The following is a 16,748-nucleotide window of genomic DNA, read 5'->3' as shown; positions in this document are numbered from 1 at the left end:
TCTAAAATGTTCATTTTTTTGAATAAAAAGTGACTAAACACATTATTTGTTTAAAAGAAATTTCAAAGTTTATGATTTTCTTTGATTTTGAGCAATCATTTCTTTTGCATTTTCTCGGGTAAGATCAGTTACGCTAGCTCCCGAAATCATACGTGCAACTTCATCAATTCTATCATCATCTTCTAATTCTTTTACTTGAGTCGTCGTACGATCTTCTGTTGTCTGTTTAGAAATAAGTAAATGATGATCACTCATTGTTGCAACTTGTGGTAAGTGAGAAATACATATAACTTGAATATATTCAGCAATATCACGCATTTTTTCTGCCATTTTTTGGGCTGCCTGACCAGATACTCCAGAATCAACTTCATCAAATAAAATAGCAGTTTGTCCTCTAGATTGAACAAATATACTTTTTAACGCTAACATAATTCTAGATAATTCTCCTCCTGAAGCTATTTTATTTAAGATTTTTAGAGGTTCACCTTTGTTAGGACTGATTAAAAATTCTACAAATTCTATACCTTCGATATTAGGTTCATCTAAGGGTTTGAAAGATATTTCAAGATTTGCGTCTTTCATTTGGAGATTTTGAATTTCTGCGACGATGTGGTCTCTTAATTCTCTTGCAACTTTTCGTCTTTCTCCTGATAAAGATTTACCTATTTTAATCACTTGTTTATATAAATCGTTAATTTCTTCGCGTAATTGAGAAGTACTTTCTTCATAATTTTCAATTTTACTTATTTCATTTTCTAATTTACCTTGGTATGCGATGAGTTCAGAAATATCTTTACCATATTTTCTTTTTAGATTATTAAGTAAATTCATACGCGATTCTAGTTCATTTAACATTTGCTCATCAAATTCTGTATTTGTCATTTCATCGTATAATTCATGTTTTGCATCTTCTAAAGTATAGTAAAATTGATCCACTTCTTCTTTTAATTTTACATATTTATCTGGAACAATATCATTAATTTCATTTAGAAAATTACTTAATTCGTATAATCGATCAGTGATAGCATTTTCATCAGTTAGTGTTAAATGTGCATTATTTAAAGCAAGACTTAATTTTTCTGAGTTTTGTATTCTTTTAATATCTGTTTCTAACTGTTCAACTTCACCTTCTTTTAATGAAGCTTCAGATATCTCTTCTAATTGGAATTTCATTAAATCTAATCTGTGTAATAACGCTTGGTCAGCTGATTCTAATTCCTCTAGCTCTTTACGTTTAGCTTTATATTGATTAAATACACTATGATATTCTGAAAGTAACTGACTATATTGGTCACCAGCATAATTATCGAGTAACTGTAAGTGATACTTCTGCTTTAATAGAGATTGTGTTTCATGTTGGCCATGAATATCTAATAATTCTTGCATCACTTTTCTTAAATCTTGTAAAGTTATTGTCTGATTATTAATTCTACAAATACTTTTACCTGAGCTAAAAATTTCTCTCTTTACTAATAAAAAATCTTCATCTATATCAATATTTAGATTTTGTAGGACATGAATTGCATCTTTACTGTTATCGATATCAAAAATACCTTCAATTATAGCTTTCTTTTCACCGTGTCTAACATAATCTGATGAAGCTCGCATACCAATAAGTTGACCAATTGCATCGATAATGATTGATTTACCTGCACCAGTTTCACCACTTAAAACAGTTAAACCATCTGAAAATTGAATTTCTAATTCATCGATGATTGCAAATTGTTTTATTGATAAGGTTTGTAACATAAATTCATCGCATCCTTATAATAAATTGAAAATTCTAGTTTTAATTTCTTCACTTGCTTCTTCATTACGACAAATAATAAGGCAAGTATCATCACCACAAATTGTTCCTAATACTTCTTCCCAATCAATTTGGTCTAAAATTGCGCCTATAGATTGAGCGTTTCCTGGTAATGTTTTGAGTACAAGAAGATTACCAGTTCCTTCTATATTTACAAATGAATCCATTAAATATCTTCCTAATTTTTCTAAAGGATGATATTTACGATCATTTGGTAAACTATATACGTATTGACCTGAAGCAGCAGGAACTTTGATCAATTGTAGTTCTTTAATATCTCGTGAAACAGTTGCTTGTGTTACATTAAGTTCGTATTCATTTAAACGTTTTACTAATTCATCTTGTGTTTCAATTTGTTCATTCGAAATAATTTCTCTAATCTTTATATGTCTTACAGATTTCTTTGGCAAAATTAACACCTCTAGTTACGAATATTTATACAATTATTTTAACATATGCATTTCATATCTACTACTCATCACCATTCGAAATACTACTATAAATTAAGTTCAATAGGCATGATGATAATGATGTAATAACAACTGAAGATAAATTAATTAATAGTTAATTATATGCATTTTAGAAATATAGTGAATATTTATTGTATAACGACAGTGAGATTCTAATTAAAACATAAAATAAGGTTAACAAAAATTGAATGTAATTTCTGTTAACCTCTTATTGAAAAATTATTATAAGTACTAAATGGTTTAGTGATCTCGATTGTAAAATAATTCTACGATTTGTTTTAAGTTAGAAGTATCATATTTATCATTAATATTTTCTAAAGATTTAAGTGCTTCATTTTTATGATAATTTAACTTTTCTTCTGCACCGTCTTTATTTAATAGTGATACATAAGTACTTTTATCATTTTCTAAATCACTACCAACTTTTTTACCTAATTTTTGTTCGTCACCATAGATATCTAATAAATCATCTTTAATTTGGAACATTAATCCTAAATGATCACTAAATTCGTTTAACATTTCTGAAGTTTGTTCGTCAGTATGAGCAATATCTACTGCACTCATAATTGCAAAAGTTAATAGTGCACCTGTTTTTGTTCGGTGAATTGCTTCTAAAGTTGATAAATCTATTGCTTTGTCTTCACTTTGCATATCAAGAGTTTGTCCACCGACCATGCCTAAATGTCCGCTAGCATATGCTAAACGTTGGATGACTTTGATTTTAGTTGTATCGTTTATATTTGTGTCATTCGATACTAGATCAAAAGCTTTTGTTAAAAGTGCGTCACCTGCTAAAATTGCTTTCCATTCGCCAAATACTTTATGATTTGTTAGTTTACCTCTACGGTAATCATCATTATCCATCGCTGGAAGATCATCATGAATAAGCGAATATGTATGAATCATTTCTAATGCTAAAGCAGTTTGCATTCCTTTTTGGTAATCTACCTCTAACATATCTAATGTAAGAAGTAAGAGAACTGGACGGAGTCTTTTGCCGCCTGCATTAAGTGAATAAAGCATGCTTTCCTCTAAATCAGTATTTAAATTCGACTGTGGAATAGTTTCTTTTAGAGCGATATTAATCTCATTAATTAAATCATTCATTTGTAGATTCTTCATTATCTTGCTCCTCGTTTTCCTCTTGCATTAATTTGTTTACCTTTTTCTCGGCATCTTTTAATGTTGAGTCACACGCTGTAGATAGTTTCATTCCTCTTTGATATAAATCTAAAGATTCCTCTAATGAGACGGTTTCATTATCTAATTTTTGTACGATACTTTCTAATTCTTGCATCATTTCTTCAAAGCTTTGTTTTTCTTTACTCATCATTACACCTTACTTTCTTAACAATGGCGTCGACTTGACCATCTTTCATAGTTAATACTATGTCATCATTTTCAGACATATCTTTAGTACTAGTTATAACATTGTCATCTTTATTAACAATAGCGTAACCACGTAACATCGTATTTGTTGGACTTAACTGATTAAGTTGTTCTAGCTTAGATTTAAGTTCTTTTTTATATTGAGTTAAATCATAATTCATCTTTTGTGACAGACGAGATTTGAATTGATCATTTTGTTGCTGATTTCTAATAATAGATGTTTGTAAGTGTTTAGGATTAAATCGTTGCTTTAATAAATTGAGTTGATGTTGTTGTTGTTCTAATTTAATCGTTAATTTTTGTTTTAATTGCTTTTCTAAATCGTCTCTTTTTTGAATTTGTTGATCATATAATAAAGATGGTTGTTTGAATTTATAATATGATGACAAATGCTCAAGATGTTTCTTTTGCTGTTCGACATATTGTTTAATGTGTCTAGTTAATGTGAATTGATATTGTTTGATTTGTTGCAATAATTCATACTGGTCTGGCGTTGCCATGACAGCAGCTTGAGTTGGCGTTGCAGCGCGTACATCCGCTACAAAATCACTTAATGTAAAATCTGTTTCGTGTCCAACTGCAGAAATAATAGGTGTTTCACATTCGAAGATTGCTTTAACAACTTCTTCTTCATTGAAGTTCCATAAATCTTCAATGGAACCACCGCCACGACCAACTATAATTGTATCAACATCAAGACTATCAGCATATTTAATTTTCTCTATAATGTCTTCTTTTGCTTGTTGTCCCTGTACGAGTGTACTTATTTGTACTTGTTCAACTATAGGATATCTACTATTGATTGTTGAATGTATATCTCTAATAGCTGCTCCTGTACTTGCTGTTAATACCGCAATTTTCTTAGGGAATTTAGGAATAGATTTTTTATTACTATTATCAAAATAACCTTCTTTTGAAAGTTTCTTTTTGAGTTCTTCTAATTTTTGATATAAATTGCCTATTCCATCCAACTGCATCTTATTAACATAAATTTGATAGTTACCTCTACGCTCATAAACAGAGACTCGTGCTTCTAATAAAACTTCGTCGCCTTCTTTAGGTTCGAAGTTAAGTTTTGACGCACTACCTTTAAACATCATTGCACTTATGACACTTTCTTTATCTTTCACATTAAAATATAAGTGGCCGCTAGAATGTTTTTTGAAATTGGATAACTCGCCTTTGATTAGAACTGATTGTAAATGTGGATCTTGATCAAATTTGTATTTAATATATTTGGTTAATGTTGAAACTGTTAAGTAATCAGTCATAATTATCACTCAATTTTATTAGTTTATATTACTTAATACACCATTGATAAATTTATAATGGTCGTCATCACTAAATTGCTTAGCTAGTTCTACGGCTTCGTTAATGACTACTTTTGCTGGAGTTTCACTATGCAAAATTTCAAATGTTGCCATACGTAAGATGATACGATCTGTTTTTAGTAATCTTTCAAGTGACCAATCTTTAAGGTATGGTTTTATTTTTTCATCTAAAACAGGTTCATGATCCTTAACTCCAGTTACAAGCCAATGAATAAAATCGAAATCTAAATCTGGATAATCATCTTTGATAAAGTTTATAGCTTCATTAATTGTTAAATCTGTATCTTTTATCTCTAATTGAAATAAAGTTTGGAAAGCTTGGACTCTTGATTCTTTACGACTCATAAATTACTCCTTCAAACGTTTTTATAAAAGACAAGGTACTGTTGAGAAATATTTATTTTAATTTTAAAATCTCTGAACAAGTACCTATCTTAAGTTAATATTTATTTTTCTATTACTATTTGAGTAATATGAACATTAATTTGTTGTGGTTCAATGGCTGCCATTGTTGATATTTGATTAAAAATAGCAGTTTGAATTTGATTTGCGGTTTTGGAGATATTGATACCATGCTTAAGTGCACAATAAACATCAATATAAATACCGTCTTCTCTTGCATCTATTTTTAAATCTCTATTTAAATTTTTACGACTAATTTTTTCTAAGTTAGTATTTTTAAGTTCTGCAAAATGTCCTGTAATGCCATCTACTTCTGATGTGGCAATACTTGCAATAACAGATAAAACTTCTGGAGCAATTTCGATTTTGCCTAAATTTGTATGAGAATAATCTGCAACATTGACCATTGTTTTAACCTCCTATTGTTTGTCATCAGCCATAATATTATATTTTTCAAGGAATTTCGTATTAAATTCACCACTTCTGAATACATCATTATTCAATAATCTTAGGTGGAAAGGTATTGTCGTATCTATTCCTAAAACTAAATACTCACTTAAAGCTCTAATACCTGTCATGATAGCTTCATCGCGCGTTGATTCATGAACGATTAATTTCGCTACCATAGAATCATAATAAGGTGGAATTGTATAATTAGTATAACATGCAGACTCGATTCTTACTCCGAATCCACCCGGTGCTAAATACTGAGTAATTTTACCTGGAGAAGGCATAAAATCTTTATATGGATTTTCAGCATTTATTCTAAATTCAATAGCATGACCATTAATTTTGATGTCTTTTTGTTTGAATGGTAATGCTTCACCCATTGCAACTTTTAATTGTAATTTAACTAAATCAACACCTGTTACCATTTCAGTTACTGGGTGTTCAACTTGGATACGTGTATTCATTTCCATAAAGTAGAATTTATCATCATTTAAGTCATATATAAATTCGATTGTACCTGCGTTTTCATAGTTTACAGCTTTAGCTGCTCTAATAGCTGCATTACCCATTTCTTGGCGTGTTTCTTCAGATAATATAGGTGATGGTGCTTCTTCAACTAATTTTTGCATACGACGTTGAATTGTACAGTCTCTTTCACCTAAATGGATAACATTTCCGAAACTATCACCAATAATTTGGATTTCAATATGACGGAAGTTTTCGATGAACTTTTCTAAGTATAAACCGCCATTACCAAATGCAGTTTCCGCTTCTTGTTGTGTCATTCTATATCCAGTTTCAAGTTCTTTCTCATCACGAGCAACACGGATACCTTTACCGCCGCCACCTGCAGTAGCTTTAATAATGACTGGGTAACCAATTTTCTTAGCGACTTTCTTTGCATCATCGATATTATGAACTAAGCCTTCACTACCAGGTACAACAGGTACATTAGCTTTTATCATTTCTGCTTTCGCAACGTCTTTGATACCCATTTTTTGGATTGATTCATAGCTAGGTCCGATAAATTTTAGCTGACATGCTTCACATAATTCTGCAAAGTCAGCATTTTCAGCTAAAAATCCATAGCCAGGATGTACGCCATCACAACCAGTTGATGTTGCAATTGATAGGATATTGGGAATGTTTAAATATGAGTCTTTAGACAGGGTTGGACCGACGCAGTATGCTTCATCAGCAATTTGAGTATGTAAAGCGTCTTTGTCTCCTTCTGAATAGACTGCAACTGTTTGAATACCTAACTCATGGCATGCTCTTATAATTCTTACAGCAATTTCACCACGATTAGCGATGAGTATTTTCTTCATTATTTCACCTTGAATAACGGTTGGCCATACTCTACCATTTGTCCGTCTTCTACTAATATTTCTACTATTTCTCCTGAAATTTCAGCTTGAATTTCATTGAATAACTTCATTGCTTCTAAGATACAAACAGTTGTATCGTTGGAAACTTTATCTCCAACTTGTACATATGCACCCTCTTCTGGTGAAGGTGATTTATAAAACGTTCCAACCATTGGTGCGTTAATTGTTTCGTAATTGTCTGAAGCTGTTTCTTGAGTTTGATTATCTTCACTAGGTTGTTGCACAGGTTGAGTAGCATGTTGAGGTTGTGCTATTGATTGCGCTGGCGCTTGTGCTACTTGTGGCGTTATAATTTCAGTTTCTTTTTGTTTTTTTAAGTTAACTACGCTACCTTTGTTATCTTCAATGTTAATTTCAGTTAAGTTTGATTGATCAAGAATCTCAATTAATTCTTTTATTTCTTTAAAGTTCATAATTATTACTGACTCCTTCAGTTTGTTTTCATCTACCCGTCTATTTTACTTGAGTAAACCGCTCAATTCAAGCATGAGAAGATATCCTCTAATTTCATTTTAAATTGAGAGCGATATATCAACGATTAAATTGATAAGTAATATAAATAGATTAATCGTATATAGTCATTTGTAAAACATAAAAAACGTGAAAGATCGTATGTTGATTGCTTTCACGTTATTGTGTTAGTTTAATATTTTTTATTGAAAATTTGATTTAAAATGCTTATTGCTTTATCAATTTGTTGTGAAGTAATAGTAAGTGGAGGTAGTAATCGAATAACATTTTGGCCTGCTGGTAAAACAATTAATCCTCGGCGACGAGCTTCGTTAACTAATTGTTCTATATTTAATGTTGTTTCAATACCAATCATTAACCCTTTACCACGGATGTCTATAATATTTGGATTATCATTTAATTGTTTTTTTAATTTAGCAAGTAAAGTTTTACCTTTTAAACTAATTTGATTTAAAAATTCTTTATCTTTTACTATTGAGAGGGTTTCTTTAGCCACTGTCATTGCTAATTTATTTCCGCCAAATGTAGATCCATGACTACCATAATCAAAGGCATGGCTCAAACGACGATGTCCTATCATAGCACCACACGGTATACCATTTGCTAGCCCTTTAGCAGATGTAATAATATCAGGTTGAATACCATACTGTTCATATGCAAATAGCGTTCCAGTGCGACCTATTCCAGTTTGAATTTCATCTATTATCAATAATATGTTGTTGTCTTTGCATAACTGATTTAATTGATTAATAAATGTTGATTGCGCCAGATGTATACCTGATTCACCTTGAATTAATTCGAGCATAATTGCTGCAGTATCACTAGAAATTAATGATTTAACACTTTCAATATCATTGAATTTGGCAAACGAAAAATGTGGAACACCATCACCAAATCCATATTTAATTTTAGATTGTCCTGTCGCTGACATTGCACCATAAGTCCTACCGTGAAATGATTGTTCAAAGCAAATTATAGATTGTTTACTAGTGAATTTTTGTGCTAATTTAATGGCTGCTTCATTTGCTTCGGCACCACTATTACAAAAGTAAACACAATAGTCTTGATCATCTACTAACGATTTTGCAACTTCTTCTTGTAATGTATTTATGTATAAATTAGGCGTGTGCCAAATAAGGTTAATTTGCTGTTATAATGCATCAATAAGTTGTGGATGAAATCCTAAGTTTGTAACACCAATTCCTGATGAAAAATCGAGATATTTATTACCATTTTCATCGATTAGTTCATTGCCCTGTGCTTTTACGAATTCAATATTTGATCGTTTATAATTTTGAAATAAATAACTCATTAGATGTTCCCCTCTATGACTGTCCCTGTTAACAAGTTGTCACCTATGATAACTTTCTTGACCCCTGATTTTACTGTATCAACAGCACTTTCAATCTTAGGTATCATTCCACCAGTAATAATGTTTTCTTTTATTTTAGTTTGTACCTCACTTATATGTAATCGATTGATAAGTTTTCCGTTTTCTAAGACACCTTTTACATCTGTCATTAGAATCAATTTTTGTGCTTTTAGTGAAATAGCTATGGCAGTTGCTAAATGGTCCGCATTAATGTTGATTAATTCACCATTTATATGAGTACCTAATGATGCTAATACTGGGATATTATTTTTATTTAAAAGAGCATTAATATAATTTGGATTAATTTGTATAGATGTACCTACAGAACCATATATTTTATAATTCAAATACTCTGCTTTTATAAATGAGAGTTGCTTATCTTTTAAGTGATTGACTGTTATGTTTTGCTTCTTTAAATATGCAGTTAATTGTGCACCTACATGATTGAAAAGTGCTTCTTTTATTATAGGAAGATCTGATTTTGATGTTATTCTAAGACCATCCTTTTTTATTGTAGTATGGCCTGCATTGATTAATAATTCTTCGATCACTTTTCCTCCACCATGTATGATAATAATTTGATATCGTTGTTTAATCCAAATTTTTAACTGTTGTATTGTTTCAGGTGTAATGTTTTTTGTTGCAATACCGCCCATTTTTATTACTATAATTTTATTCATATTATTACCTCTAAGTTGTATATAATGCGTTTATTTTTACATAGTCATAAGTTAGATCGCATCCCCAGGCAGTTCCATTTTGATTTCCTTGATGCATATTGATAGAAATTTTAATATGATCTTTTTTTAATAGATGCTGCATTTGTTGTTTATCAAAAGGTTCAGGAGTTGAATGAGTCATAACAAGTATATCTTCAATAGCAATGTCTATATTTGTTACATCAAAGTTTGTCTCTGTATAGCCTATAGCGGCGAGAATACGTCCCCAATTCGGGTCTTCTCCAAAAATTGCTGATTTAACCAAACTAGACCCCACTACTGTTTTAGCAATCATTCTAGCAGATGTTTCTGTAGGCATTCCCATTACTTTGACTTCTATTAGTTTGGTTGCACCTTCTCCATCTTTAGCGATTTTCATAGCAAGGTTTCGCATGACGTGCTCTAACATATTGCAAAACGTTATGTATTCCTCCGTGTTCGGTAAAATTTCTTGATTACGTGCTAAGCCATTTGATAATACAAGTACTAAATCATTAGTTGATGTATCTCCATCTATTGTGATTTGATTGAACGTTTTATTAACATTAGTTTGTAATGCTAGCTGTAATGTTTCAGTTGATATATTTGCATCACAAGTGATAAACGCTAACATCGTAGCCATATTTGGATGTATCATACCTGATCCTTTTGCGACACCTGCCATAGTTATTTTTTGTTGATAAATTGTTTCAGTGATTACACAGGTTTTAGTAGTTAAATCAGTAGTTAATATAGCTTTTGCAAAGTGATGAGCGTTACCATTTTTATTTAACCGTCTAATCCCATTGTCGATGATATCCATTGGCAAGTGTTTACCAATGACACCTGTAGATGCGACAGTTACTAGATTTTGATTAATGTTCAGTGCATTAGCAGTGAGTTGTTGCATTGAGACAGCATCTTCCATACCTTGAGAGCCAGTACATGCATTTGCAATACCAGAATTAACAATAATAGCTTGTACTTTACCATTTTCCTGAATAATTTCATTATTTAAAATTAAGGGAGCGGCTTTAACTTTATTAGTTGTTTGTACATATGCAACACTTGCGGGTATTTCAGACACAATCCATCCTAAATCTAAGTTTTTCTTTTTTATGCCTGAATGAATACCATCTGCGGTATAACCAATAGGACTTGCTATGTTTCCTGTGATTTCTATCATGTTGTTACTCCTTACTATACTATTGATGGTAAAGTGCGAAGGCCTTCTGTTTCATCAAAACCATACATAAGATTAATATTTTGAAGGGCTTGTCCAGAAGCGCCTTTGATTAAATTATCTAACGCTACCATAATTGTTAAAATATTCATAGATTTATTATATTTAAAACCAATATTTACAAAATTTGAACCAATCACATCTGTCAATTGAGGCATGTTATTCACTATACGTATAAAATACTTATCTTTATATGCTGAGTCATAACTAAGTTTAATTTTACTTGGATGAATGTCACTATTTAACTTGCAATAAATAGTAGAAATAATTCCTCTATTAACAGGTATTAATGATGTAGAAAATTGAATATTCTGTAAATTTTTATCGTACTTTTTTAGCATTTGTAGAATTTCTGGTATATGCTGATGTTCATTCAATTTATATGTAATATAATTATTGTTTATATTTACAAAATGACTAGTAGTGGTTGGGTTTTTACCTGCTCCAGATAACCCACTCTTTGCATCAACGATGATTGAATCTAACTGAATTAATTTATCTTTTACTAGCGGTATAAGTGCAAGTTCTACTGCTGTTGCGTAACAACCTGGGTTTGAAATGAATTTTTGGTTTTTTATATTAGAAAATTCAGGAAGACTATATGTAAATTGTGTTTGTATATCTAATGAAACTGCTTCTTTCTTGTACCATAATTGGTAATCATCAGGAGGCAGTCTATGATCTCCGGATATATCAACGACTGGAAATTGATAATTAATAAAGTATGAAGATAATTGACTTGCTATTCCGCTAGGTGTGGCAAATACTACTAAATCTGCATGTTTCATTATGTAACGAGCATCAAATGGTTTAATTACTAAGTCACAGATACCTTTTAAATGTGGATAGATTTCAGATAGTTTAGTGCCAGTAGATTGAGTCGCATGTATAGAAACAACTTCTAAGTGATTATGCGAATGGATAAGTCGCACTAATTCTAATCCAGAATAACCAGTAATCCCCACAATACTAATACGCATACTTAAACCTCTTTTCGTATTTTTATACAATTATATTGTATACTTATAAAATTATCAAGCCTACAATATAATATTTTAGTTAATTAAAATGCAAAAAAACACTCACAACTATCATTTCTGACAGTTATGAGTGTTGAAGAACATCAATTTGATGACTATCCTCTTGAAATGTAACTTCCGTCTCCAGTATTAATTACTAGAATGTCACCTTCGTTAACGAATAAAGGTACGTTCAATGTATAACCAGTTTCAACTGTAGCTGATTTTGTAGCACCAGTTGCAGTATCACCTTTAATACCTGGTTCAGTTTCAGTAACTTCTAATTCAACAGTTTTTGGTAATTCAAGTCCAATTACTTCTCCATCATAAGATTGAATTTGAACTTCCATATTAGCTTTTAAATAATTTAATTCATCTTTTAGATAATCGCCTGGTAATTCTGTTTGATCGAATGTTTCATTATCCATGAATACATGATTATCACCATCTGCATATAGGTATTGCATACGACGATTTTCAATCATAGCTTGTTCAACTTTTTCGCCTGCTCTAAATGTTTTTTCTTGAATAGCACCAGTTCTTAAATTACGTAATTTAGAACGAACGAATGCAGATCCTTTTCCTGGTTTTACATGTTGGAAATCAATTACTTTCCAAATACCATTATCTACTGATATTGTTAAACCTGTTTTAAAATCATTTACTGAAATCATTCAGTTTCCTCCTCAATATACACGCTTATTCTAAAATAATAAGGTCTTTTGTGCATTTAGTAAAGACTTCACAACCATTTTCTGTAATTAAAATATCATCTTCAATTCTAACGCCACCTAATCCATCAACATAAATACCTGGTTCAATCGTAACGCAATTATTAACTTGAAGATGTCCAGATGCTTTTTGTGAAAGCAATGGTCCTTCGTGTATGTCTAAACCAATACCGTGACCTAATGAATGGCCAAAATGCTCACCATATCCTTTTGCTTCAATGTAATTACGGGATAATGCATCTGCTTCTTTAACAGTTAAGCCCGGTTTAATTTCATCGATAGCTTTTATTTGTGCTTTTAATACTATATCATAAATTTCTTTCATTTTTGGATCTGGTTCACCTATCGCAAATGTTCTTGTTATATCAGAACAATAACCTTTGTAATATGCGCCAAAATCCAATGTGATCATATCGCCTTGCTCAATAATTTTATCACTTGCCACACCATGAGGTAAAGCGCCTCGATAACCTGATGCTACAATCGTATCAAAAGAAGGACCATCTGCTCCTAATTGTAACATTTTACTTTCTAAGGCAGCTTTGACTTCACGTTCTGACATACCAGCTTTTACAACTGTTAATATATAGTCATATGTTTCGTCAACGATTTGTGCAGCTTTTTTAATTATATCAATTTCTTCTTCTGATTTTACTTCTCTAATTTTTTCAATTGCATCAGAAATACTGATTAATGTAATCATACCTTTATTTAATTCGAGGTACGTATCATAACTCACCTCATGACCTTCAAAACCTACATTTTCTAATTTTTCTTTTTCAAGAATAGATTTGATTTCGGAAATCATATCATTTTTTCTATTTACAATTTCAAACTCAGTAGCTTGTTTTTTAGCTTGTTCTGTATATCTAAAATCTGTAACTAAATATTTGTGGTTTGATGAAATAATCAATGCCCCACTTGTACCAGTAAATTCTGATAAATATCTTCTGTTGTAATCTGAAAGGATGACAATTGCATCTAGTTTTTTAGATTTTAATAATTGTTGAACTTGCTCTAATTTATTCATATAATACCTCCATAATTAGTATAACGTTTGTACATTTTATTTGAATACATTAAAATGATAGCATAATCAATAAATAATATAATAGTTTTTAGTTTAGGGAGATAATCATGAAGAAATATATAATCGTGATTGGCGCATCTTGCTTATTAGCTGGTTGTGGTAGTCAAAATCTTGCACCACTAGAAGATAAAACTACAAAACTTAGAGATGACAATCATCAATTAAAATTAGATATTCAGCAATTAAATCAAGATATTAGCGATCAAAAATCTAAAATTGCAGGATTACAAAAAGATAAAGAAAATAGTAAGCAAACAGCTACTAATAAGAAAAAAGAAAAGAATTTAAATGCAAGCTCTTCTTATTATAATAAAGTTGCAAAATCTATAGAGAAGTATAATGACATAGATGCGGATGTGACTAAAAATAAAGGAAGTAACTCTATCCAAAAGAAATTATCAACAATTACATCTGATTTAAACGATGCTTATAGTACATATAAATCTGATATAGATGAAGACTCAATGACAAGTGAAGATAAATCAACGAAAAAAAGTATTAATAAGATAAATAAAAATATAACTTCAGCCTTTAGTGACATCGAACAAGGTTATCAAGAAAAAAATAAAAAGAAAATTAATAAAGGACAGAAAAAATTAGCTAGTGTACAAAGTGAAGTTAATTAGAATTAGGTGGATTTAAATGAAAAATATAATGTTTTATATCGTTATAGCGATTGCAGCATTTGGTTTGATAATGAATTTAGACGTATTTTTGTTTTCAATCGTTAAAATGTTAATTAGTTTCGCAGTTTTAGTGTTAATTATTTATCTAATATACTACTTTTTCTTTTTAACAGAAGATCAAAGAAAGTATAAACGAGCTGCAAGAAAATATCGTAAAAGAAATAAATAGTAATAAAAATAAGCAGTAGTCATTGATATCATTAATTTGATGATGACTACTGCTTTATTATTGATTATATTACTTTCTATATGTCCATTCATCTGAACGGAATTTTTCTTCTAGTTCTTTAACTTCGTTCATTTGTTCATCTGTAAGTGTTAATGGTTTAAATTCAATTTGTAAACCTTCTTTAAAACCTTCTTTAAATGCATCTTCCATTTCATTTAGGGTTATGTGCTTTTCTGAGATGTCGTTAATCGCTACCGCTTTATCTACAAATGCTTCTTTCATTTTGTTTTTTAATCGATCATGTTTAAAAATAAATAAGTCAAAAAGTTCGTCTACATCAATGTCTTGTAAAATAGATCCATGTTGTAGAATCACGCCTTTTTGTCGTGTTTGTGCACTTCCAGCAATTTTACGACCTTCAACAACGAGTTCATACCAACTAGGTGCATCGAAGCAAACTGAACTACGTGGTTGTTTTAATTTTTCTCTTTCTTCTTTGGAACGAGGAACAGCAAAATAAGTTTCAAAACCTAAATTTTTAAATCCTTCTAATAATCCTTGAGAAATAACTCTATAGGCTTCAGTTACAGTTGTAGGCATTTTAGGATGTGATTCAGGAACAATAACACTGTAAGTTAGTTCTTTGTCGTGTAACACACCTCTTCCTCCAGTTTGTCGTCTCACTAGTCCATAGCCTTTTTCTTTTACCTTTTCAATATCTATTTCTTTTTTTAATCGTTGGAAGTAACCTATTGATAGTGTCGCAGGATTCCATGTATAAAACCGTATGACCGGATCAATTTCCCCCCTAGAAACGAAATTAAGTAGTGCTTCATCCATTGCCATATTGTAATATGGATCTTTACTACCAGTGTTAATAAAATTCCATGTTTCTGTCATGATTAAATCCCCCATTAATAATTGCTTTAGTAACAAATTTGATTATAGCCCTATAATTACGAATAAATTATTAAAACATCTGTAAATGTATAAAAATATTTTGATAATTTGTTCTAACAGTCTTATAATTATAATATCGGTAAATTAGGGAGGATGCAACATGAGTATCTCTTTGTATATTGCAATTATTATTTTAATAATAATAATTGGTTATATGGTCGTTCAACAAATTCTTAATAAACGAGCTGTTAAAGAATTAGACCAAAATGAATTTCATAAAGGTTTACGTAAAGCACAAGTAGTTGATGTGAGAGAAAAAGTTGATTATGATTATGGTCACATTAACGGTGCTCGAAATATTCCAATTACTATGTTTAAACAAAGATTCCAAGGTTTAAGAAAAGATCAACCTATATATCTTTGTGATGCGAACGGTATAGCAAGCTATCGTGCTGCTCGTATGTTAAGAAAAAATGGCTATAATGATATTTATATGCTTAAAGGCGGCTATAAAAAATGGACTGGTAAAATTAAGTCCAAAAAATAGTCATTTGATATTTTTATGAAAATATTAAATGATTTCGGAGTAAAGATAATGTGTCTTATATAAAGTCGCATTATCTTTACTCTTTTTTATGTAAAAAGAGCCCGTTAGTGTACTGGAATGTACTGAACCCCAAAAGTTGTACTCTGGTTTAGTATACTATTTTAAAGGTTTGTTTCCTATATTGCTTAGGAGACAAGCCTTTTAATTTTGCTTTAATTCTTGTATTGTTATAAAAACTGATATATTTATGAATAGATTGTTCTAATTCTTGGAATGTTTCAAATGATTGCCCATAATACATTTCTTGTTTTAATAACCCAAAGAAGTTTTCCATTGAGGCATTATCTAGGCAATTTCCTTTTCTAGACATACTTTGAAATACATCATGTTCTTTTAATGACTCAATATAGTTTCTATTTTGATAATGCCATCCTTGATCTGAATGAATTGTCATTCGATAAAAAAGTTGAGGTCTCATAGTTAGTAATTCATTTAAAGGTTCAATCACAATATCTATAGTAGGACGCTTTGATATACGATAACTTAAGATTTCCAAGCTATATAAATCCATAAAAGGTGACAAAT

General features: G+C 30.6%; 19 protein-coding genes and 1 pseudogene. 3 read left to right on the top strand and 17 right to left on the bottom strand.

The features are described from left to right. Nucleotides 1–69: 69 nt before the first annotated feature. The 15 genes and pseudogenes from recN to N524_RS0100030 form a co-directional block, all read right to left on the bottom strand. Nucleotides 70–1,749, bottom strand: coding sequence for a DNA repair protein RecN (recN, locus tag N524_RS0100100; RefSeq protein WP_029055301.1), 1,680 nt, complete (start codon nucleotides 1,747–1,749; stop codon nucleotides 70–72). A 15-nt stretch (nucleotides 1,750–1,764) separates the two neighbouring features. Next, on the bottom strand, nucleotides 1,765–2,217 hold the full coding sequence (gene ahrC, locus N524_RS0100095; protein ID WP_017637924.1) for a transcriptional regulator AhrC/ArgR: 453 nt from the start codon (nucleotides 2,215–2,217) through the stop codon (nucleotides 1,765–1,767). Nucleotides 2,218–2,517: 300 nt separating this feature from the next. Further along, nucleotides 2,518–3,399 (bottom strand): polyprenyl synthetase family protein, encoded by an 882-nt coding sequence (locus tag N524_RS0100090; protein WP_029055300.1) that lies wholly within the window; start codon nucleotides 3,397–3,399, stop codon nucleotides 2,518–2,520. Beyond that, nucleotides 3,377–3,607: an exodeoxyribonuclease VII small subunit gene (locus N524_RS0100085; protein WP_017637922.1), complete on the bottom strand. Its 231-nt coding sequence runs from the start codon at nucleotides 3,605–3,607 to the stop codon at nucleotides 3,377–3,379. The genes N524_RS0100090 and N524_RS0100085 overlap by 23 nt, the downstream gene beginning before the upstream one ends. Beyond that, on the bottom strand, nucleotides 3,600–4,937 hold the full coding sequence (gene xseA, locus N524_RS0100080; RefSeq protein WP_029055299.1) for an exodeoxyribonuclease VII large subunit: 1,338 nt from the start codon (nucleotides 4,935–4,937) through the stop codon (nucleotides 3,600–3,602). The genes N524_RS0100085 and xseA overlap by 8 nt, the downstream gene beginning before the upstream one ends. Nucleotides 4,938–4,955: 18 nt before the next feature. Further along, complete coding sequence (gene nusB, locus N524_RS0100075) at nucleotides 4,956–5,342, bottom strand: transcription antitermination factor NusB (protein ID WP_017637920.1); 387 nt, start codon at nucleotides 5,340–5,342, stop codon at nucleotides 4,956–4,958. A 101-nt stretch (nucleotides 5,343–5,443) separates the two neighbouring features. Beyond that, nucleotides 5,444–5,806, bottom strand: coding sequence for an Asp23/Gls24 family envelope stress response protein (locus N524_RS0100070; RefSeq protein ID WP_017637919.1), 363 nt, complete (start codon nucleotides 5,804–5,806; stop codon nucleotides 5,444–5,446). A 12-nt stretch (nucleotides 5,807–5,818) separates the two neighbouring features. Next, on the bottom strand, nucleotides 5,819–7,177 hold the full coding sequence (gene accC, locus N524_RS0100065; RefSeq protein ID WP_017637918.1) for an acetyl-CoA carboxylase biotin carboxylase subunit: 1,359 nt from the start codon (nucleotides 7,175–7,177) through the stop codon (nucleotides 5,819–5,821). Beyond that, a complete protein-coding gene (accB, locus tag N524_RS0100060) occupies nucleotides 7,177–7,650 on the bottom strand; it encodes an acetyl-CoA carboxylase biotin carboxyl carrier protein (protein WP_017637917.1) in 474 nt (157 codons plus the stop codon). Before accB ends, accC begins: the two co-directional genes overlap by 1 nt. A 230-nt stretch (nucleotides 7,651–7,880) precedes the next feature. Further along, a pseudogene (locus N524_RS12670) lies at nucleotides 7,881–9,020 on the bottom strand (acetylornithine transaminase). Next, on the bottom strand, nucleotides 9,020–9,760 hold the full coding sequence (argB, locus tag N524_RS0100050) for an acetylglutamate kinase (RefSeq protein WP_029055298.1): 741 nt from the start codon (nucleotides 9,758–9,760) through the stop codon (nucleotides 9,020–9,022). Before argB ends, N524_RS12670 begins: the two are co-directional and overlap by 1 nt. 10 nt (nucleotides 9,761–9,770) lie before the next feature. Next, on the bottom strand, nucleotides 9,771–10,964 hold the full coding sequence (gene argJ / locus N524_RS0100045; RefSeq protein WP_029055297.1) for a bifunctional glutamate N-acetyltransferase/amino-acid acetyltransferase ArgJ: 1,194 nt from the start codon (nucleotides 10,962–10,964) through the stop codon (nucleotides 9,771–9,773). A 14-nt stretch (nucleotides 10,965–10,978) separates the two neighbouring features. After that, entirely contained in the window at nucleotides 10,979–12,001 is a 1,023-nt protein-coding gene (gene argC / locus N524_RS0100040; RefSeq protein ID WP_029055296.1) for an N-acetyl-gamma-glutamyl-phosphate reductase, read from the bottom strand. Between the two features lie 155 nt (nucleotides 12,002–12,156). Further along, the gene (efp, locus tag N524_RS0100035) at nucleotides 12,157–12,714 is read right to left on the bottom strand and encodes an elongation factor P (RefSeq protein ID WP_017637912.1); all 558 of its coding nucleotides are present in this window, start codon (nucleotides 12,712–12,714) and stop codon (nucleotides 12,157–12,159) included. Between the two features lie 25 nt (nucleotides 12,715–12,739). Then, on the bottom strand, nucleotides 12,740–13,801 hold the full coding sequence (locus N524_RS0100030; protein ID WP_017637911.1) for a M24 family metallopeptidase: 1,062 nt from the start codon (nucleotides 13,799–13,801) through the stop codon (nucleotides 12,740–12,742). 107 nt (nucleotides 13,802–13,908) lie between these two features. Between N524_RS0100030 and N524_RS0100025 the strand changes: the two genes are divergently transcribed. Further along, complete coding sequence (locus tag N524_RS0100025) at nucleotides 13,909–14,487, top strand: hypothetical protein (protein WP_029055295.1); 579 nt, start codon at nucleotides 13,909–13,911, stop codon at nucleotides 14,485–14,487. 16 nt (nucleotides 14,488–14,503) lie between these two features. Beyond that, nucleotides 14,504–14,716, top strand: a complete 213-nt coding sequence (locus N524_RS0100020; protein WP_029055294.1) for an SA1362 family protein — start codon at nucleotides 14,504–14,506, stop codon at nucleotides 14,714–14,716. A gap of 69 nt (nucleotides 14,717–14,785) precedes the next feature. Here the strand turns inward: N524_RS0100020 and N524_RS0100015 are convergent, their stop codons facing one another. Continuing rightward, complete coding sequence (locus tag N524_RS0100015; protein ID WP_029055293.1) at nucleotides 14,786–15,616, bottom strand: lipoate--protein ligase family protein; 831 nt, start codon at nucleotides 15,614–15,616, stop codon at nucleotides 14,786–14,788. Nucleotides 15,617–15,776: 160 nt separating this feature from the next. Here N524_RS0100015 and N524_RS0100010 point away from each other — a divergent pair, with 160 nt between their 5' ends. Further along, the gene (locus N524_RS0100010; RefSeq protein WP_017636957.1) at nucleotides 15,777–16,163 is read left to right on the top strand and encodes a rhodanese-like domain-containing protein; all 387 of its coding nucleotides are present in this window, start codon (nucleotides 15,777–15,779) and stop codon (nucleotides 16,161–16,163) included. A gap of 148 nt (nucleotides 16,164–16,311) precedes the next feature. Here N524_RS0100010 and N524_RS0100005 read toward each other — a convergent pair. Then, nucleotides 16,312–16,748: IS3 family transposase (locus N524_RS0100005; RefSeq protein ID WP_029055292.1), on the bottom strand; the 437-nt coding region annotated here is incomplete at its 5' end.

This window comes from Staphylococcus sp. URHA0057 (genome assembly GCF_000620265.1).
Taxonomy (GTDB): Bacteria; Bacillota; Bacilli; order Staphylococcales; family Staphylococcaceae; genus Staphylococcus; species Staphylococcus pasteuri.
This window is presented reverse-complemented; position numbering and strand designations above follow the sequence as displayed.